Here is a 21,315-nt window from a genome sequence, read left to right on the forward strand (position 1 = left end):
TTACCTTCTTCAACCGAATAGATTCTGGCAAGGTTTTCCAGTTCTTTTTTCCATTCACTAGGAATGGCAATATTGATCTGAACATTATTTGTTCTAGGTCTAGGCATAATATCAACTCCGAACTATTTCTACATATATTATATATTTTTTATACGCATTATACAATACAAAAGTGGCTTTCATTTCCACAGCAAGCTATGGAGTTTTCGCCACTTATTTATAACGATTCAATAGTCTTTTCGCAAACTTTTGTACAAACACAATCGACATAGGAATCAATGGAACACAAACCAGTAAAACCAAGGCTGCCTTCATATCCATAAAAGAAATGACAATAAACAAAGTCATTGGTGCAATTAAAGAATAAAAGAATTGCGGAATATAATTCGCAAAATAGGTTTCTAATTGTTCAATACCTTCACTAGATAACTGTACGATTTCGGCAGTACTCCACTCATTTGTATAACTATTCCCTATTTTAGCTAACTTTTTATACAAACGAGAACGAAGTGTTTCCTTTACAATATGACTAGATTGATACGACATTTCAATCGCCTTTTGATTCACTACATACCGAATCATTAAACATATTAGAATCAAACTAATATAAAGAAAATTATTATCTTGTTTTGTGATAATTAAACATAAACAGGCCGTAGAACATACGTTACAAATAAGTCCAATCCATTGATACAAAACATTCTTTTGAATATACGGAATACTTTCTTTTACCGAAAACAATAATTTTTTATTGATCATAATTCACCTCAGTTAGTTGAAACAAATTGAGTTTGCATTAACTAACCGTGGATGTCAAACAAAAAAACAACTAGATTCCTCTAGTCGTTAATTTCAGATACTGTAATTTTTTTGATGACTGGCTGCTTACTTTCTGCGATTGTTCCATTATCATCCATTGGATCTGCATCCTCACAAATCTTGTCTACAACCTTCATTCCTTTTGTGACATGTCCAAAGGCAGCATATTGACCATCTAAGGATTCATTGTCTTCTTGCATAATAAAGAATTGTGAACTTGCCGAATCATAATCCGAACTTCTTGCCATAGAAATAACACCACGCTTATGTTTGATGTTGTTCTTTACGCCATTCTCTTTAAATTCACCCTTGATTGTTTTGTCAGATCCACCCGTACCATTTCCGTTTGGATCACCACCCTGAATCATGAATCCTTCAATAATACGATGGAATGTCAATCCATCATAAAAGCCTGATTTGGCAAGATCTACAAAGTTTTGCACTGTAATAGGCGCTGTTTTTCCATCTAGCTTAACCGTAATTGTTCCATAATCTTTCACTTCAATCTTTGCGATATAATCCTTTGTCTCTTTTTGACACCCAAACATAGATATACATAGAACGAAAGAACATAAAATCGGTATTAACTTTTTCATTATTTCCACCTCAGTCTTATTTTAACAACCTACAAGAAAAGGAGCAAGTACATGCTCCTTAGCGATTCGATTTTTCAATCCATTCCTTTGTCTTCATAACCTTATCTGGGAATGTCTTAAAATCTTTTAATTTCCAAGTCCAGTTTTTATTCGAAACCGTTCCCGGCGTATTGATTCTAGCCTCTTCTTTATATCCACATATATCCCAAATAGGAAGAATAACTGTATCTGCATTACTGTCTAGCGCAAACTGACAAAGCATTTCATTAAAGGCACGACTTGAGTAGCCTTGGTTTTTAAAGAAACGGCGCAAACTAATACGCTTATTTGAATCATACGTATGATAATCCTCATTACATGTCGCATTATCATGGGTTCCCGTATATAAAACAGAGTTTTTCTTTGCCTTTTTCTTTAACTGTTTAGCTTCCATTCTAAACAATAAAACATCCATACCCGGAATTCCATAATCTTCCTCAAGTTCAATAACTTCAGGACGAATCAAACCCAGATCTTCAGCCACTAAGACAATATCTGGACATGCTTTTAAGATCGCATCAATCAATTTATGAGCAGGACCCAAGATCCATTTACCCTCAATTGCGGTTGGACAAGATTCTGGAATCTTCCAATATGTATCAAATGCTCTGAAATGATCGATTCTCACCATGTCGTAACAACGATTCATCCAACTCATACGATTACACCAGAAAAGATATCCATTTTTTTCCTGGGCATTAAAATCATAAATTGGCATTCCCCAACGTTGTCCAGTTTCACTAAAATAATCCGGTGGACAACCCGCAATATATTCTGGTTTTCCTTCTTCATCCAACAAGAAAGCTTCACGATTACACCATACATCCGCACTGTCTAAATCGACATAGAATGGTATATCTCCCATAATTTTTAGATTTCTTGCGTGTGCATACATTTGAATTTCATCCAATTGTTTATAGAAAATAAACTGTAAAAATTCAATATAAAAAATCTCATCTTTATAATCATTCAAATCAATATCACGATTTTCTGGCCAGTTTTTATATTCATCTTCCCACTCAAACCATGGAGCTCCATTATAAAAACTCTTGAATAAAGAGTAGGCAGACCAATCCTCTAGCCAAAATGCATCGTGCTTAAATGCTTCAAAATCTTCTTTAAATGAATCAAATTCCTTTTTAAAAACTTTAAAGGCCTTTTGAAAATAAGATTCCTTGAATTCACGAATCTTGTCATATTCAACAAAGTCTTTAAACTTATTACAATTCACAATTGAACTTTGCGTCAACAACCCCATTTCACACAAACGATCCAAGTTAATATAGATTGGATCCCCCGCAAAACTAGAATATGTCTGATATGGAGAATGCGTAGGACCCGTCATCTGTAAAGGTAAGATTTGCCATATTGTATACCCTGCATCCGCAATTATATCTATCATTCGAATTGTTTTTTGCCCTAAATCACCAATCCCTTGATTTGCAGGGATAGAGAAAACAGGACATAAGATTCCTGCACTTCTATTCATTTTATCACCATTTTGTAATCCCTTTCATTACCTCTATTTTAGCACACTTTTGTAAAAAAGAACTATATATTTCAAAAAAATATATAGTTCCTATTCCATTGAGAATAAATCCCTTAATTCTTCCTTCGATAAAGTCGAAATTCCACCCTTTGAATTCTCGACAAATACATCACTCATCTCTTTTTTGCGCTTCTGCATCTCGTAGATCTTCTCTTCGATTGTGTTCTTCATCAACAACTGATACACTAACACATTCTTTGTCTGACCAATACGATATGCACGATCGGTCGCTTGATTTTGTGCACTCACATTCCACCAAGGATCATAATGAATCACAGCTTGTGCCTTTGTCAGATTTAGTCCAGTTCCACCAGCCTTTAACGAAATCAAGAACACGTCCGAATCATCATTTTGAAAAGCATCCACCTCTTCTTTACGCTTCTTCTTATCGACTGCACCCGTAATCATATGATATTTAATGCCACGCTGATTAAACTCTTCAATAAAAGAATCGAAAATACTTGTGAAACTTGAAAACAACAAGACCTTCTTACCATTCTCTTTTAGTGTCTCAATCAAATCAAGACACATTGTAAACTTTGTACTCTCACCCTTATAGTTTTCATACAACATCCTTGGTTCGCAACAAATCTGACGAAGACGCGTCATCATCGCAATGATCAAAATCGAATCCACTTGTTCCAATTCTAATTGTTGCTGAAGCTGCTCATTGACTTGGGCTAAATTCGCAAGATACAACTGTTTTTCTTCCGGACTAAAGTTTAGCCACATATCTTTCTCAACCTTATCCGGCAAATCCTTTAACACTTGTTTTTTCGTTCTACGCAAAATAAATGGAGATACTAACTTTTGAAGTTGAGATTGCCTGTCATCATCCCCCATCTGAATGGGTTTCTCAAAATTCTTCGTGAAATAATTCAAACTATACAAATAGCCAGGCAACAAGAAATCAAAAATACTCCACAATTCACTTAAACTATTCTCAATTGGCGTTCCAGTTAATGCCAAACGATGTTTACTCTTTAAAGCCTTTACACTTTGTGCATTCTTTGTCTTAGGATTTTTAATAAATTGTGCTTCATCCAAAACGATATATTCAAATTCCATAGGCATATATAATTCAACATCCCTACGCAAATAATCATATGTCGTGATGTAAAGTTCGTGATTCTCCTGAATAATCTCTTTACGAACTTCTTGTGGTCCCGTCACACAAACGGCGTCCACACCAATCTTAAACTTTTCAATTTCTGACATCCAGTTATACATCAGACTACTTGGACATACAATCAAACTCGGTTTATCCTTTGAAACAAATTGTTCATAGAACACCAATACTTGAATGGTTTTTCCTAGTCCCATATCATCGGCAAGAATCCCATTTAAATTCATATTTTTCAAATCATACAACCATTGAATACCCTGCTGCTGATATGTACGCAATAAAGATTTATACGCATCCTTCAATTGAATCGTTTGTTCTTTCACTTTCATTAATCGATCTGTATATTCTGTAACCGAATCATCATTGCGAACATCCAAATCTGAATCCACATCCATTAAATGGAAAGCCTGATATGCTGGTTTTTCAATTGTCTCCTTCTTGAAATCTTTAGTGGTTAAATTCATTGTAGAAGCCAATTCATCCAACTGTTCCAAACCCGTGTCTTCCAAATCAATCATTTCACCATTCTTTAGCTGATAAAACTTTTTCTTCTTTCGATACGCATTTAAAATATGCGCCAATTCATCCGCATTCACATCGCTATCCAGTTCCATCTTCAATAAATCATTTTGAACATAGACCTTTACACTTAAATTCATACTGCGACGATTCTTTAAACGTTTCAATTCCTCAGACACATACACATCCGCCTGTTTTTGAATCAAAGGAATTCCATGATCCAAAAAATTATATAACGCATCACTTCGACCTTTAAATACAGCTTTATTATCTTCAATCTTTACGGCATAATGCGAAATAATGGCTTCAATACTGGCAATTTGGTTAGAATCTGTGTTTGTGAAGAAACTCTTTTTTTGATTATTTTCCGTATAGTTTCCCCATACAATCATATTCGCATTTTCAAGATCTGAATACACACGAATATTTTCAATAAGCGTCGCATACTTATCCACATCCACATTGGTTTCTAATTGAATATAATCCATATATGGCTGCAGACACTGTAAATAAAAAGCCCTAAAATCACTCTTTTCTATCAACCAACCATCTTCTTGAGAAACATTATACGCAAGAGAAGCTAAAAAGCCATCCGCATCCAATGTGTATCGCGTAATATTTTTATAATCCACCACATACAAATGTTTGTTTCCAATTAAAAAGTTATCATCCAAATCCACATTGAATTCGAAACAATCTTCATGTTCTTCCAACTTTATAACTAATTTTATATTTTTTGCATCCGTTTTAAATTCCGTATACTCTGTCGGCAAAGATACATTTAAATCAAAAAAATCATCTAAGCATTCCGAATAGATTTCCCCATCTTTTTGCCAATCTTTAGTAAAGGCATATTTCAACAAGAACGAATAAATCAATTGACTTGGCTCATCCAGATCATCTGGTGTCAAATAGATATTCGCAGTCTTACCAAAACGCTCTAATCTTTTTTCAAAGAAGCCTCGCAAAAGATTTTGAATATTCTTAACCGTATAAGCACGACTGACTTGAATCTTTAATTTAAACGCAGTCTGATCATAGTAATATGAATTTGTATGATGCAAAGTCAAACGAATTTGATTCTCATTTTCTTTAAAGAAATTATTCACTTTATCCTCTTGTTTTTCTTTTAGAAAATCAAATGCCGTCTGATTTAAACTATGAATTTTACGACGTTTTCTTTCCAATTCTTCCTGACGATTCTTTTCTTCAATATATTGTTGATAGTCCACATGAAATGGAAAAGTCTGTGGATTGATCGCATTGATTGCACGAACTACGCTGACTAAATGCACACAACCTTTATGTGTCTCTTGTGTACAAGTACAATTTGTAGTTAAAATCGTTCCATATTCATTCACTCTAAAATTTATGATTTCTTCATTCCAACGCGTTTGAATAATGGCCTTTACTTCATAATATAAAATCCTGTCATGCACTCTTTCAATTGAGATACGCTCAATCTTACCTGCATAATAAGGATCATTTGCCTCATAATATATCCATGAATTTTTAATAAAACGATTTAAAGACTCTTCAAAAATATGCATACGCAGCCCACCTAACTTTCTCTTTATTATACCACAAATTTGACTTTCCATTTTTGAGTTGTTAATGTATGAGAAAAGAAAGAAGAATGATTATGAACACAAAAACGTATACAACCTTACCACAAGAAGCTAAAGACATTCGTATTGAAGTATTCATGAAAGAACAAGGCTTTGAAAACGAATTTGATAAAATCGATACGATTAGTCATCATATCGTTGTCTTTGATGAAGGAAAACCAATCGGAACATGCCGTTTTTTCAAAGAAAATGATCATTACACCATTGGAAGGGTAGCTGTATTAAAGGCATATCGAAATCAACATATTGGTAACTTGTTATTAATAAGTGCAGAAAAAGAAATCAAAAAATTAAATGGAGACTTAATTGTGGTGCACGCACAAGTTCGGGTCAGCCCATTTTACAAGAAACAAGGCTATATTCAATTTGGTCAAATCGACGATGATGAAGGAGTCCCACATATGTGGATGAAAAAAAGGATACAGCATTAAGCTACTGTATCCAAAATATCCTTCATCTTTTTTGCGAGTCCCTTTGTCTTTTCAACAGATAAAGAACAAATCGCAACACGAATACCCAAATTTACTTTGACTGTAAAAATGTTGTTTTCCATTAGTGCCTCATGGAATTTGTCACGCGTTTCATTATCCATAGATAAAGTTACGAAGAATCCTTCTTTGTAAGGATAATGTTTTAATCCCACTTCCTTCGCTTCTTTGACAAAGATATCTCCACGTTCTTTTAATAAATTTACATAGTGTAATCTTTCTTGATCATACGCATCTTTATGATTGTCTAATACATCTACGAATGTTGCCATAGCCCCATTGTTGATATTTGACCAAGTCGCACGCGCATCCTTTTCAAACACGATTTTTACTTGTTGAACCGCTTCTTTTTCTTGTCCTAACACAATGGCAGCTCCACAACGAAGTCCATAGCTCGTCATTGATTTTGATAAACTAAATGCGACAATTACGACAAAGTTTTTCTCAATTTGATCAAATTGCGCAAAGTATTCTTTCGCCTTTTCTTGTCTAGAAGAGAAATCGATATACGCAATATCATTCAACAATACAACAGCATGTGTTTTTGAACATTCATTCAAGAAAGAAATAACTTCTTTCCATTCGTCTTCACTTAAAGAATAACCAGTTGGATTGTGACAAGGATCATTGATCACAATGACTAAACGATTTTGTTTTTTCATCACATTTTTACATGCTGATTTAAAAGAGTTTAAATTGAAGTGATCATCTTCAAACAAACTATACTTTTCTACATTTAGATTGTGCATCTGCGCCATTAACGCATAAGATCCCCATGCGATTTCAGGCAAGATAACGGTTTGTCCTTCATCTAAACACTCTTGTAAAGTCATACCAACAGCACCGGTACCTCCAGGCGTAGCGATAACTTCATGTTCTAAGTGTGAATTTCCATTCAATACCCAGTCATATACTTTTTGTCTAAAGTCTGGATTTCCTGTAAAGCTAGCCGCATAAGCTGCCAACACTTTATTATCCAAATTCTTTAATGAACTAAAAACACTGTCTAAGGCAACCAAAGTACCTTCTTCATCATATAAAGAACCAATTGTCGCATCTACAACATTTTCAGCTCCCACTCTAGCCTTAGCTTCTTTTGCCTTGGCAACAATGGAGAATACGGTATCTACGATTGGTGTTTGATTGACACTTTCCTTCACAAAATTCATACTTATTTTTCCTCCTTTAAAGTATATGCTCCCAATACTTTTACACTTTCACATACAGACTGAATCTGCTCAATACAATCATCCGCCTTTGACATATCCCCTTCAATTTCAACAAAGAAGAAATACTCAAAAGGTTTATTTTTCATCGGTCTAGACTGAATGCTTTCCATATTCAATCCATTCTTGGCAATGCAATCAATGATCTTAGCTAAAGCTCCACTTTCATGTTTAACCGATAAAACCATACTAAAGCGATTGCCCTGCATTTGTGGCTTTAAGCCAATCACCAAAAAACGCGTTGTGTTTGTCGCATTTTCTTGAATGTTTGTAGCCAACACCTTTAAGCCATACAACTCTGCATTTTCCTTAGCACCAATAGCTGCTTTATGCACATCCTTCTGTGCTGAAATATATTGAGCCGCCATCGCCGTATTTGGATAGGCCACCGTTTGTACATTTAGTTCCTTCAAGAATTCTTTAGATTGTGAAAGAGCTTGATCCTTTGAATACACCCACTCCACATCTTTTAATGTACTGCCAGGAACTCCAAGTAAACACTGTTCAATCTTTTGATCATAAATTGACTGAATATACACTGGATATTCCATTAATAAATCTAAAACTTCTCCAACTAAACCAGAGTTTGTGTTCTCAAAAGGAATCACACCATATTGCACATCTGAATGTACAACCATTTGAAAGACTTCCTCAAAACTAGAAACTCCTACTTTTGGATTGGAAGGAAATAACTTTTCACTAACCATATGGCCAAAGGCACCTTCCACACCACAATATCCGACTTTATCATGAGACTGCAACGTTCTTTGATAGACCTTTGATTCTTTCATAATGAACTTTATAAAAGACTCATAATATTCTTTGTAATCTGGATTCTGAATAAACTGCAGATTCTTTTCAATTACAACCTGCTCTCTACCCGAATCTAGAATTGGTAAATCATTTTCTATTTTATACGCAATTACATCCTTAACTGCATCCAACCTGGCTTCATATAACTTAGCCATTTCACGATCGATCGCATCAATTTGTGTACGCGCCTGTTCCAACTTATTCATAGGTTCACCTCAATGAATATCATACCATAATTTTCATCTATTTTCTGAAAATGAATGATATAAATCATCCAATGTATAAAGAATCAAATTTGAATCTTCCTTTAAATCAAAACCAGATTTTGAAAAAAAGCCGTATTTATAACATGTCATATTCACATTTTTTACTTGTTCGATCTCTTTATCCACAACATCCTGTGTTACTTTAGAATTCTTGTACTTGCATTCATAAAATATATATCCCTTTTCATCTTGCGTAACTACATCAAATTCTCCGTTCATCTTATTTACAGGATCATCATAATAGTATTTTCCAATCTCAAAGAATGGTATTTCGAATCCATTCAATCTATTCTTTCGAATCAAAAATTGTTGACAAATCCATTCAAACACAGATGGAACATGACTCTTATACAAATCATCCTGTATAAATCGATCAAAGAATGCATCTTCATTCATTACATTTAATTGCGAAATATATTTATAGATATATTTATAGTAAAACAATGTAAAATTATCGCAAATATAATACCCAGCTTTTTTCTTATTATTCTTATCATTAATAGGTGATCTTTTTTCAACCACACCCATTTTCATCAATTTATCTAAAACATCCGAAAGAATTGGGCTCGATGCGATATGTGATTTATTTAAAATATTCGTAAATTTTGTATTTCCTGCAGCTAAAGTTTCAAACACTTCATTCGCATTATTTATTTTTGAGATTTCATTTTTCAAGTACATAGGCACTTCATTCAACAATAATCCATTTTGTGAAGCAATTAAATCAATGATATTTTCTCTTACACTTAACGATTCATCAATTAAACGATTATAATATGGAATACCACCAAATACACTATACAACGTTACTTTATCTTCGTTTGAAAAAGATGGATAAAATAGACTTGAATCATAATAATCCATCGGTTTTATATCTAAAATCCTTGTGAATCGACCATATAAAGGATTTTCTCGTTCAATCAAGGACTTCATTGTATCCACATAAGAACCACATAATATAAGTTTCAAATGGGAAGTATGTAAATGTTTATCAATCACAGTTTGAAGAATACTGTCTAACCCTTTCATGCAACTGCGTAAATATGGATATTCATCCAATACAAAAATAACTGTTTTGTCTTTGGCATACGAAAATAGAAATTCAAACACTTCTTCTATTGACTGAAAGCCTAGGCGTGGCAAATTCAACATATCGGAAATCAGTGATGAAAGACTATCCACATTGGATAATTCTGTAGTTTGTTTAGCTTCATAATAAATATACTCCCCTTTGAAATCTTCGATGGCCTTCTTGATCAATTCTGTTTTCCCTATTCTTCTTCGTCCATATATCAATACAGATTCTTGTCGATTGGATAAAAATACACGATTTAAAATCTTTAGCTCATTCTCTCTACCTACAAACATAAGCCCTCCGTTTTTAGTCATTTATTTTTTACTAATATTTATCTGACTAAAAAATAACACTAAAAAAATAGAAAGTCAAACGACTTTCTACTTCATAATACTCTCAAATTCATCAATTAAAGAATCAAACAATTCAATCGCATCTTCCACTGGTTTTGGACTTGCCATATCAACACCGGCCATACGTAATAATTCAACTGGTGATTTTGTACATCCACCCTTTAAGAATGACAAATATGCATCAATATCGGCTTGTGTTCCATGAAGCAATTTTTGTGATAGAGCCATAGCTGCGCTAAAACCTGTCGCATATTGGTATACATAGAAATTCATATAGAAATGTGGAATACGAGCCCATTCCATACTGATTTCATCATCTACAATCACATCTTCACCATAATAGAATTTATTTAAATCTGCATAGATTTGATTCAATGTATCGCTTGTCAAAACTTCATTATTTGCGGTCTTTTCATTGATGATCTTTTCAAATTCCGCAAACATACACTGTCTAAACAATGTAGTTCTAAATTGTTCCATAAAGTGATTGATCAAATAAGCCTGGAATTTAGAATCTGAGTTTTGTTTGCGCAAATAATCCATCAATAAAGCTTCATTACAAGTACTGGCAACTTCAGCCACAAATATTTTATAGTGACGATCTAATGGAGCTTGGTATTTTGTAGACATATAGGAATGCATCGCATGTCCCATTTCATGGGCTAAAGTAAATTCTGTATCTAAAGAATCCGCAAAGTTCATTAACACAAATGGATGTACTCTTTGTCCACTTGAATAAGCACCTGAGCGTTTACCTTCATTTTCATATACATCGATCCAACGCGAATTCAACCCTCTTTCATAAACTTTGGCATATTCAGTTCCATACAATTGAATAGAATGTAAGACATCTTCTTTGGCCTGTTCAAAAGATACAGGAACATTACATTCATTGACCATAGGCACATATAGATCATACATATGAAGTTTATCTTTCTTCATAACTTCTTTACGCACTCGCATATATTTATGTAAAACATGAATATTTTTATGTACCGTTTCAATCAATTGTTCATATACTCTTGGTGAAATATTATTCGCATCTACAGCACATTCTAAACTGGATGCATATTTACGGGCTGTACTATTAAATTTCAACTGATTTGTCTGTCCATTTAAACAAGCAGCTAGTGTATGGATCATAGAACCATATCCTGCATAGAAATTACGATATGCACTTTCTCTAAGCACTTCATCTTCCTGCTCTAACATATGAATGAATGTACCTGTAGTTAAAGTGTGTTTATTTCCTTTTGAATCAATCGCATCTTCAAATTTCAAGTCTGCATTATTCAACATTCCAAAAATAGAATAAGGCGTATCCTGCATCAATGAGCTGGATGCCATTAATTTTTCTTCTGTTTCAGATAATACGTGTTCTTTTAAGCGACACACCTCTTCTAGATACACACGATATCTTTCTAAGATGGGTTGGGATGCATAAAAAGATTCTAAATCTTTAATCTGCATAATTTGTACATCACTAAAAGAAAGCTGTGTAAAGATCTCAACCGCTAACGCATTGGCCTTTCCTTTTAATTCTTGATGATGTGCATCAGCTGTATCTTGATCTGACAATAATGAGGCATAGCCCAAACAATCATCTAATAGACATGTTAATTTTTCATATCCCTTTAAAAATGATAATAAGTTGGATGCATCATCCAATTTTCCATCATATGCACAAAGCTCGTTTCCTAATTCTTTACAAGTTTCTAAACAAGCTAAAAAGGCAGCTTCATCTTCAAAAATATCTTCTGTTTTCCAAGTATTTTCTATTTTTTGTTCATTACGCTTCATGAGTAAACAACCTCCATTAATATGTCTATTGTAACACAATATAATACAAATTAACTAAGTTACAAATTACTAAGTTATAACTGAGCAAATTTTCTTTCCCACAAGAAAAGACGGGAAACCCGCCTACTTGATACTATCCACTAATTTTTTTACCAATTCCACATCAACGACATCATAGTCATTTTCATGTGGACTTGCCAAGTAACTATAAGAAACGCCATTTTTAGTGGTTGTCGCATCTGCCTTATAGCTCTTACAAGAAGAATGCACCTGATATACACCTGTATAATTCATCATCATTTTTGCGTTTTCTGCATTCATTCCACTACCAGGAAGAATCTGAATCTTATCTCCATATTGATTATTCAATACTTTAATTAAATCAATTCCTTCCATAGCTTTTGATTTTTGTCCACTTGTCAATACACGATCTGCCCCTAAATCAATTAATGTTTCAATGGCTTCAAATGCATCTGGCGTAACATCAAAAGCTCTATGGAATACAGCTTCCTTATTGTATGAATGAATCAAATCAATCATTCTTTTTGTGTCCTCTTCACAAATTGTGCCATCTTCATTTAAGAAACCAAACGCAATTCCATCGGCACCATGATCTAAAAGAATCTTGGCATCTTCAAACATAATTTTTACATCTTCTTTTTCATAACAGAAACCAGCAGCACGTGGGCGTACCATACAAATCACTGTTAAGTCTGTTTCTTTTTTTACACGAACTAGACTTGCGACACTTGGCGTTAAGCCACCAACACTTAACGCACTATTTAATTCAACCCTCTTTGCGTTACCATGATATGCAGCTATACAATCTTGATAACTACCTGCACATACTTCAATCATTCTCTCCATTAGCCAACCTCACTATACTTAATGCGTATATTTTCGCATTTAAAATCAAATCACTACGATCCATCCATTCATTTGGATTGTGCCCAATGCCTTTTTGCCCAGGAAAACTAGGTCCAAAAGGAACTATATTCGGCATGATCTTCGCATACGTTCCACCCGTAGTTGTAACTGGCGTACCATCCATGCCTGTTACCTTTTCATAGGTAGCCTTTAATGTTTGGCACAAGAATCCATTTTTATCAAAATAAACAGGATCATAATTATGTATACATTCTACTTGTAGTTCTTTGCTTAATTTAGATTTGATTGTCTCCTCTATTGTATCATTACTAATACTTGCAGGATAGCTAAAAGAGAAGTCAAAACCAAGTTTTCCTTCTAGATCCACTAATTTTTTATTACTCATCTGCATTTTACCAAATTCAGGATCCTCAATATTTAGCCCTAATTTATTTCCAAATCCATTGTCCGATAAAATATATTCATTAATAAATTGATTGAATGCAGTCTTATTTTCAATATCCGTACTCACACGATAAGTACTTCTGCCTCTTTCCGCATAAACAACCGGATATTTACAATCGGGTGTCCAGCCCATAATAGGTGGTTTTCTGACTTTAAGGAAATGTGTTAAATCTTCAAATCCCGTTTCTTCATTTGTTCCAAACAAAATATAAACAGGACGCTTTAACTGAATTCCCAATTCCTTTATGGCATATAATGCATATAGACAAGATAGAGTAGGACCTTTATTATCTAAAATACCACGGGCAAAAATTCTGCCATTTTCATCTTCATAAGCTGAGAATGGAGGATGATTCCATCCTTCGCCTACAGGAACAACATCTAAATGTCCCATAATACCAATATAATCTTCACCTGTGCCATATTTGGCAATACCTACCATATGATCGACGTTTTCTGTTTCAAAGCCCAATTCAGAAGCTAATTTCAATGCTTCTTCTAAAGCTTTATTTACGCCCTCACCAAAAGGCATGCCTGGCTTTGCTTCACTTTGTACGCTATCGATCTGAACAATTCTTTTGATTCCTGAAATCATCTCATCGCTAATTTCATCGATCTTCTTTAATAATTCCTCTTCCATATTATTTCCTAACTAATGGAGCTGTACGTGTGGCCATATAGTTATCCATCCATTCTTTACTTGCGACTTCAAATGTACATTTACCGTCCTCATCATGATTCACTAAATATACAGTTGGAGCTTGTGTTTCAGTTGCCACTACAAAACTAAAGCCTTCAATATTTGTAGCACAACCCCATTCCCCCTTGTTGTTCATCGCAATCAAAGACATGTCTCCTGCTTTTCCTCTTCTTCGTTTCAACTCCAAATCAAAGTCGTGTACAGCTTTTTCACAAGCCTGTTGAGGATGCATGCCTTCTTTCATTAGACGAACGATTTCATAAGAAACACAGCCCTTCATAACATCTTCACCTAAACCTGTAGCACTTGCTCCTCCGGCAAAAGAATCTACATAGAATCCAGAACCACATACAGGAGAATCGCCTAGTCGTCCTGGATGTTTCATGAACAATCCAGAAGTACTTGTTGCACTTGTCATGTGTCCATCATAATCTAGACAAACCATACCTACTGTGTCATGTCCTGAATATGGTTTTAATTCCGTATTTGTGATTTCTTTTGTACGATTGTGATAATGGATCTTAGCACGATCTGTCAACATTGTTTTTCTTTCAAAGCCATGTCTTGAAGCATATTTTTCAGCTCCTTGTCCCACTAAGAAATTATTGGCATCATAGTGCATTAGACTACGTGCAATACTAACAGGGTTGGCAAAATCTTTAACGCCTCCAACACATCCAAATTCGAGTGTATCTCCATCCATAAAAGCAGCATCTAATTCCACTTCCATTTCTTCATTTGGAAGTCCACCATATCCTACACTTTTATAGTATTCAAAATCCTCTACAGCTTTGATTGCTTCTTCAATCGAATCCGCTGCACTTTCGTTATTTTTTAACATAGAATCTGCTTTTTGTATTCCTTCTAAAGCCATTCTCCATGTTGCGATAATTCCGTACATACTTTTTCCTCCTGTATAATCCAAAAAATAAAATCGCTTTAAAAAAGCGACCTTATTTGTTTTTAAATTTTTTCATTTGCACGATAGCTTTTTTTAATACTTTTTCTGCATCCATCATACCATAATCTGTTGGATCAATAACCATAACTGGTGTTTTATCACCATATTTTTTATTGATTTCATCAAATAAGAATTTAGTTTGTGGACCAATCAAGATACAATCTAAAGTATTTTTTTCAATAATGTCTTGAATGATTTTATATGAAAATGCCTTACATTCAATTGGCAAGTTGTGACTATCTGCCACATCCTGCATACGTTGTGCCATCATACTTGTTGACATTCCATTATCACAAAATAAGTATACTCTTTTCATATTCGTCTCCTACCTATTCTCAATATCTTGAAATTTCTTGAAAATTACGATTTGTTGTTCGGCAAAAGCCTTAAAATTTTCAGCTGCCATCAATTGATCCTCTGCATGCATCAACAACATATTTACCGCAACAGACTCTCCTCTTGCCTCTTGCTGAATCAAAGAAGCATGTGCCTCATGACCTTTAATATAAATAGCGTCTCCTTCTTTAATTAATTCTTCCGCCTTATCAAATTCGTATGCCTGTGCCTTACGTGCTGCTTCAATATAGCTTGATTTTGCAGTACCTACACAAGAAATAATTTGAAAGCTTATCATTTCCAAGTTTTCCATAGATACCCTCCTTGTTCTGATTGTATTGTACATCATACAAAATTTCTTTTCTATGAATCGAACTTCCTAGCGATTAGGAAATATTCGATTATTCCTAACATTTAGGAAATTCCTTTCTGAGTATTCCATTCCTATACTTCCTATAATAACTATGGAAAGACAGGTACACAAATGACAAACAATTATAAATGGGATTTATCCAAATTATATACTGGTTATGATGATCCAATTTTTTTAAAGGACTATGACCAGTTAGTAAACTACAAAATAGAAAATGTGAATACAGACATTTCCTTTAAACAACTCGAAGAAATCAAGGATTTAGAATATCGACTTCGTTTATATGTAACACTAAGACTGAGTGTAGAAGCCAACAACGAAGATGCGATTTTATGGTCAAGCAAAGTATTAAGTGCTTGTGCTGTAGCCGCAAATCAAATGAATGAATTATGGACATGGATCCTAGAAGACAGAGAAATTAAACAATCGAATTATTATTCAACTTATAAATTTATCATTGAAGAAAAATTAAACAATGCCAAGCACACATTGCCTTTAGAACAACAAGAAATATTAAATTTAATATATCCAACAAGTAAAAAAGCTTTCTCGGATATGTACTATGCACTAACTGGAAATGCCAAGGCCAACTATCGTGGGAACAGTTTACCTTTAACACAAGTAAAGAATATGTGTCATGATAATGATTCCAACGTTCGTAAAGATGCATTTCTAGCCGAGCTTGAAGCCTATAAACCAATTGAAACACCACTTGCCTTTGCGGTAAGTGCCATCAAGAAGCAACAACTTATAGAGGCGCGTTTACTTGGCTATAAAGATCCTTTAGAAAAAATGTTGATTGAATCAAGAATGTCATCCAAAACACTCGATGCGATGATGACAAGCATTCAAAAATATTTACCTGTATTTAGAGAATACCTTCGCACAAAAGCCAAGATGCTAGGTTATGATAATGGTCTTCCTTGGTATGAAATTTATGCCACTTTACAAGATTGTGACTTTAATTTCTCTATCGAAGATTGTGAATCCTATATTTTAGATGCATTCGAAAAAGTAGGTGAAAACTTACATGAAATGACAAAAACTGCATTTCATGAACATTGGATCGATTATCCAACTTATGAAGGTAAACAGCCGGGTGCTTTCTGTGAAAACTTAGGTTGGATCCATGAGAGTCGTATCATCACAAACTACAACAATACATTAAGCGATATTATTACAGTAGCTCATGAATTGGGTCATGCCTTCCATGGTGAAATGATTGAAGAACAAGCTATTTTAAACCGTGATTATTGTATGCCTCTGGCAGAAACGGCAAGTACATTTAATGAAAATGTAATGTATAACTATATGGCAAGCATTTTACCTAAAAAAGAAAAATTATTAGTCATTGATACACAATTATCGGCATTATGTCAAAACGTATTGGATATCTATGCACGTTTCTTATTTGAAAAATCTGTATTTGAACATATTGAAGAAGGTTTCTTAAATGCCAAACAACTATGTGAATTAATGAAGGAAGCTCTAAATAAATCGTTTGGTGATGGCTTAGACCAGAACTGGATCCATCCTTATCGTTGGATCACAAAAGTGCATTACTATATTCCAGATATCGCATTCTACAACTTCCCATACACATTTGGTGCTTTATTCTCTCGAGGATTGTATGCGAAATTTAAAAAGGAAGGAACATCCTTTATTCCTAAATATGAGAAGTTGCTTGCCGCAACAACCACTAACACTTGTGAAAATGTCGCAAGTATGGCAGATATCAACATAGAAGAAGAAACTTTCTGGCAAGAAAGTCTACAATCCATTGCCGATCAGATTCAAGACTTCTTAAAGGAGCTAAACGCATGATTTCATTTGCAAATTTACATGATGATATAGGAAATGATTTATTCGATCATAAAGACCAGCCGAATCGTTTGGATGAATTTCACTATCCTCGTTTTAAAGAGGGTAATATGAAGTTTTCGGCCATTGTCTGCTGCTTTAGTGGCACTGAATCATGGCAAGATATGCAGGACTGCATCTTATATGCGAATGAATGTATTCAATCAAGCAAACATTTCTCTTTTAACAACGATAAGGATATTCAAGTCTTTATCGCTGTTGAAGGTATGTGTGGAATTAAAGAAGATGTCACAAATAAAATTCAATGGCTATATGATCACAATGTACGTCTTGGCTCATTATGCTGGAACGATGATAATGCCCTAGCTTGTGGTGCAAGAACAAATAATAAACCATTAACAGATCTAGGTATAGAAGCCATTCAGGCTATGAACGAAATAGGTATTGCGGTAGATACGAGTCATTGTTGCGAATGGAATTTCTATGATATCGCAAGAACAAGTACAAAGCCCATCATCGCATCTCACAGTAATGTGAAGGCTCTATACAATCATTATCGTAACTTGAGTGATTTACAACTTGACATCATCAAAAACAAGGATGGTCTAGTTGGCGGCATTCCTGTTCGCTGGTTTGTGAAGAACAAGAAGGAAAATGCGACATTGGATGACTTTATTGAAATTCTTAAATATTTAAAAAATAAAATTGGAATCGAACACATCGCATTAGGTTTTGATTTCATGGACTATATTCCTGGTATGGAAGATAGTAATGTGGTTGGTATGAAGGACATCACAGAAATCCAAAACATTGCTCTGAAACTAAAGGAAAATGAATTTACAGATGAAGAAATCAAAGCGATTTGTTTCAACAATGCGAATTCATTTATGAAAAATTATTTATAAAACATAAAATCCACCAAGAGGTGGATTTTTATATTATTTAAATTTCATCTAATTCACGATCATCATATGGATACATCGGTCTATGAATTTGTCTGAATACAAGTTTTTCACTTGCCTGATTTGTAGGTCCATCTGTTAGTGCCATTACGCAATATGATGCATATTCATCAAATTCAGCTGAAATGTACCCCTGTTTTACAACAATGACATCATAATCATCTAGATTTAAGCCACTTGTCACATATTGAGCTGGTTCATAATATTGGATGGCATCATTTTCAACTACGACATATACTGGCATATCCTCTACTTTTACAGTGATTACTGTACCAATATCTTCTTTGCCAACATACATTTCTTCAGCTAGACCTCTGGCGACAACACTACCTTTAATATGAATTTTTTTACAGAGTTCATCATAGTCCATTCCTAAATCAAATTCGACATTGTCGCCAACTTTTTTGTCCATTAAGTAGGCGTGGGCATTAAAATCAACAATTCCTGAAACTAAGTATTTTTTATTATTGAAATCCTTCAAATTCATAATTTGTCTTAAAACATAATTATTAAAGCCATCAGCACCAGATCCTACATTATCTCCTGAATCGGTAATAAAACATGTACCTTGATCATGTTTTACAACTTGTTCAATCGCATCTTCTAAAGAAGCCACATTTCCGTGATAGTGGAATTCATGACGTTTTGAATAGGCAAATTCACGAATTTTTCTTGCCCACATATCCGCAAATTCTGTATCTTTCTTTGTCTTAGGACATACGACAACAGAACATCCTAAATTTGGTCCATCATGTCTTAAATAACCAATGTGGAATGAGGCAGAACGAATACGACCTGTTTGTTCAGCTTCCTCTAACATATTATTGATAGACACCATAGGTTCGTCAAAAGAAACACTTTTTTCTCCACCAATAATAATTGGAACACGATAGTAAACTGGATGAATGTCTTCTCTGTGATTCAATAAATCAATAAAGTCTTTGGCCATAAATTGATACGTTTCCTTTGTATCAATGTGAGGTGAGTGTCTATAACATCTTAATAGATTTACATTTGAAACTAATTCTTCCGATAAATTTCCATGTGGATCCATAACTAGGGCAATAGGCATATAGGGTCCAACAATAGCGCGAATTTCGCGTAAAATCGCATGTTCTGCTGAACCTCCTTGTAAACCAATCACCTTACTAGCTCCATGAAGAAACAAGAAGATTCCATCAATTTCGTGTAGGTGTTCTTTTACGCTTTGTTTGAATTTATCCACAATAAATTCATAGGCATCCAAAGTTACAAGTCCATGAGGATGTCCAATCGCACCAATACTTGGAATCAATTCAATACCATTTTCTTCAAAAATATCTCGACAATACATAGAGTCGATACAGTCTTCTCCATATTTCAAAATAAACTTATCAAGACTCATCAAAGATCTAGAGTGTTCATTTGATTCTGAACTAAATCTTCCAACTAATACTTTCATTATTTTATCCTTTCAATATCTGCAACAATTCATTATCTAATCGACGAGCAAATTCAGCCATTAATAATACAGTTTGCCAATAATCCTTACGATGAATGATCAAACGATGTGAATGCATATAACGTGTTGGAATGGACAATGTCATTGTGACTACGCCATCATGTGCTTTATGAATATTGTCCGCATCTGTACCCCCACATGTCATCATGTCATAGTTGATATCTAAATCTAAATCTTTACAGATTTCTTCCATTTTTGCGATAAAGTTTTTATTACCGATGATTCCCGCATCCATTACACTTAACACAACACCTTTGCCTAATCCATTGATTCCTTTATCCATTGGTGTATCCATACTTGTTGTTACGTCTAAGGCAATCGCAACATCTGGATGTAACATATTTGCGGCCGTTCTCGCTCCTCTTAAGCCAACTTCTTCTTGTACCGTACCAACGCCATATAAATTGCATTTATGTTTATCTTTGCTTAAAATACGCATTACATCTACAACCATAGCTGCACACAAACGATCATCCCAGGCTTTTCCCATTAAATAGTTTGGATTGTTCATAACTGTAAATTCTGTATCTGGCGTAATCATATCGCCAATTTGAATTCCTAACTCTTCAACTTCAGCACGGTTTGCGACACCCAAATCTAAAAATAAATCTAATGGATGAATAACTTTTTCTTTGACTTCCTTACTCAATCCATGAGGCGCACTTGATCCTACAACACCTTGATATCTTTTACCTTCATGTGTTGTCACTACAAGTGTCTGACTAGGTAGTACATGTCCCCACCATCCTCCAACTGGAAGCATACGGATGTAGCCTTGTTCGTCAATTTCACGCACTAGAAAACCAACTTCATCCATGTGTCCACAAATCATTAAAGTAGGCTGGTCTTCTTCTCCTTTTTGAAGTCCGATAATGGATCCTAAATTATCATATGTGATTTCATCCGCATACGGACTCATCCATTTTTTCATAGTGCGACTCACTTCTTTTTCGTTTCCACTAATGCCATGAGCCTCACTTAATTCTTTGAGCATTTCTAAATTAATATCACCAATTGCTTGTTCCATAGTAT

At 34.4% G+C, this 21,315-nt stretch carries 18 protein-coding genes; 3 read left to right on the forward strand and 15 right to left on the reverse strand.

Features of this window, described 5'->3' with window-relative positions; all coding sequences use genetic code 11:
• Window positions 1-213 precede the first annotated feature (213 nt).
• From Q0F04_RS00940 to Q0F04_RS00955, 4 genes are all read right to left on the reverse strand, one after another.
• The gene (locus Q0F04_RS00940; RefSeq protein WP_295749092.1) at window positions 214-759 is read right to left on the reverse strand and encodes an ABC transporter transmembrane domain-containing protein; all 546 of its coding nucleotides are present in this window, start codon (window positions 757-759) and stop codon (window positions 214-216) included.
• 80 nt (window positions 760-839) lie between these two features.
• Window positions 840-1,415: a peptidylprolyl isomerase gene (locus Q0F04_RS00945; RefSeq protein ID WP_295749095.1), complete on the reverse strand. Its 576-nt coding sequence runs from the start codon at window positions 1,413-1,415 to the stop codon at window positions 840-842.
• 58 nt (window positions 1,416-1,473) lie between these two features.
• Entirely contained in the window at window positions 1,474-2,943 is a 1,470-nt protein-coding gene (gene malQ, locus Q0F04_RS00950) for a 4-alpha-glucanotransferase (protein ID WP_117571389.1), read from the reverse strand.
• Between the two features lie 90 nt (window positions 2,944-3,033).
• Window positions 3,034-6,198 carry a DEAD/DEAH box helicase gene (locus Q0F04_RS00955; RefSeq protein ID WP_295749098.1) on the reverse strand — a complete coding sequence of 1,055 codons (3,165 nt, stop codon included), beginning with the start codon at window positions 6,196-6,198 and terminating at the stop codon, window positions 3,034-3,036.
• A gap of 92 nt (window positions 6,199-6,290) precedes the next feature.
• Here Q0F04_RS00955 and Q0F04_RS00960 point away from each other — a divergent pair, with 92 nt between their 5' ends.
• Window positions 6,291-6,707, forward strand: coding sequence for a GNAT family N-acetyltransferase (locus Q0F04_RS00960; RefSeq protein WP_117573326.1), 417 nt, complete (start codon window positions 6,291-6,293; stop codon window positions 6,705-6,707).
• On the opposite strand, the gene Q0F04_RS00965 is transcribed toward Q0F04_RS00960, so the two are convergent.
• From Q0F04_RS00965 to Q0F04_RS01005, 9 genes are all read right to left on the reverse strand, one after another.
• Window positions 6,704-7,933: an aminotransferase class I/II-fold pyridoxal phosphate-dependent enzyme gene (locus tag Q0F04_RS00965; RefSeq protein WP_295749101.1), complete on the reverse strand. Its 1,230-nt coding sequence runs from the start codon at window positions 7,931-7,933 to the stop codon at window positions 6,704-6,706. The two genes, Q0F04_RS00960 and Q0F04_RS00965, sit on opposite strands and share 4 nt — an antisense overlap.
• A gap of 2 nt (window positions 7,934-7,935) precedes the next feature.
• Window positions 7,936-9,009: a chorismate mutase gene (locus tag Q0F04_RS00970; RefSeq protein ID WP_117573330.1), complete on the reverse strand. Its 1,074-nt coding sequence runs from the start codon at window positions 9,007-9,009 to the stop codon at window positions 7,936-7,938.
• Between the two features lie 33 nt (window positions 9,010-9,042).
• On the reverse strand, window positions 9,043-10,437 hold the full coding sequence (locus Q0F04_RS00975; protein ID WP_295749104.1) for an ATP-binding protein: 1,395 nt from the start codon (window positions 10,435-10,437) through the stop codon (window positions 9,043-9,045).
• 87 nt (window positions 10,438-10,524) lie between these two features.
• Entirely contained in the window at window positions 10,525-12,297 is a 1,773-nt protein-coding gene (pepF, locus tag Q0F04_RS00980; protein WP_295749106.1) for an oligoendopeptidase F, read from the reverse strand.
• A 123-nt stretch (window positions 12,298-12,420) separates the two neighbouring features.
• A complete protein-coding gene (locus tag Q0F04_RS00985; RefSeq protein WP_295749109.1) occupies window positions 12,421-13,164 on the reverse strand; it encodes a copper homeostasis protein CutC in 744 nt (247 codons plus the stop codon).
• Complete coding sequence (locus tag Q0F04_RS00990; protein WP_295749112.1) at window positions 13,148-14,269, reverse strand: Sapep family Mn(2+)-dependent dipeptidase; 1,122 nt, start codon at window positions 14,267-14,269, stop codon at window positions 13,148-13,150. Before Q0F04_RS00990 ends, Q0F04_RS00985 begins: the two co-directional genes overlap by 17 nt.
• Window position 14,270: 1 nt before the next feature.
• Window positions 14,271-15,230, reverse strand: a complete 960-nt coding sequence (locus Q0F04_RS00995; protein ID WP_295749115.1) for a N(4)-(beta-N-acetylglucosaminyl)-L-asparaginase — start codon at window positions 15,228-15,230, stop codon at window positions 14,271-14,273.
• Window positions 15,231-15,282: 52 nt separating this feature from the next.
• Window positions 15,283-15,606: a PTS sugar transporter subunit IIB gene (locus Q0F04_RS01000; RefSeq protein ID WP_117572409.1), complete on the reverse strand. Its 324-nt coding sequence runs from the start codon at window positions 15,604-15,606 to the stop codon at window positions 15,283-15,285.
• A gap of 9 nt (window positions 15,607-15,615) precedes the next feature.
• The gene (locus Q0F04_RS01005; RefSeq protein WP_117572411.1) at window positions 15,616-15,939 is read right to left on the reverse strand and encodes a PTS lactose/cellobiose transporter subunit IIA; all 324 of its coding nucleotides are present in this window, start codon (window positions 15,937-15,939) and stop codon (window positions 15,616-15,618) included.
• A gap of 171 nt (window positions 15,940-16,110) precedes the next feature.
• Here Q0F04_RS01005 and Q0F04_RS01010 point away from each other — a divergent pair, with 171 nt between their 5' ends.
• Together Q0F04_RS01010 and Q0F04_RS01015 are read left to right on the forward strand one after the other, a co-directional pair.
• Window positions 16,111-17,823 carry a M3 family oligoendopeptidase gene (locus tag Q0F04_RS01010; protein WP_295749118.1) on the forward strand — a complete coding sequence of 571 codons (1,713 nt, stop codon included), beginning with the start codon at window positions 16,111-16,113 and terminating at the stop codon, window positions 17,821-17,823.
• The gene (locus Q0F04_RS01015) at window positions 17,820-18,725 is read left to right on the forward strand and encodes a membrane dipeptidase (protein ID WP_295749121.1); all 906 of its coding nucleotides are present in this window, start codon (window positions 17,820-17,822) and stop codon (window positions 18,723-18,725) included. The genes Q0F04_RS01010 and Q0F04_RS01015 overlap by 4 nt, the downstream gene beginning before the upstream one ends.
• 37 nt (window positions 18,726-18,762) lie before the next feature.
• Here Q0F04_RS01015 and Q0F04_RS01020 read toward each other — a convergent pair whose 3' ends face one another.
• Both Q0F04_RS01020 and Q0F04_RS01025 read right to left on the reverse strand, forming a co-directional pair.
• Window positions 18,763-20,223 (reverse strand): M81 family metallopeptidase, encoded by a 1,461-nt coding sequence (locus Q0F04_RS01020; protein WP_295749124.1) that lies wholly within the window; start codon window positions 20,221-20,223, stop codon window positions 18,763-18,765.
• A 4-nt stretch (window positions 20,224-20,227) separates the two neighbouring features.
• Window positions 20,228-21,310 (reverse strand): M42 family metallopeptidase, encoded by a 1,083-nt coding sequence (locus Q0F04_RS01025; RefSeq protein WP_295749127.1) that lies wholly within the window; start codon window positions 21,308-21,310, stop codon window positions 20,228-20,230.
• Window positions 21,311-21,315 lie beyond the last annotated feature (5 nt).

The sequence above is a fragment of the uncultured Holdemanella sp. genome (genome assembly GCF_934772795.1).
Lineage (GTDB): Bacteria > Bacillota_I > Bacilli_A > Erysipelotrichales > Erysipelotrichaceae > Holdemanella.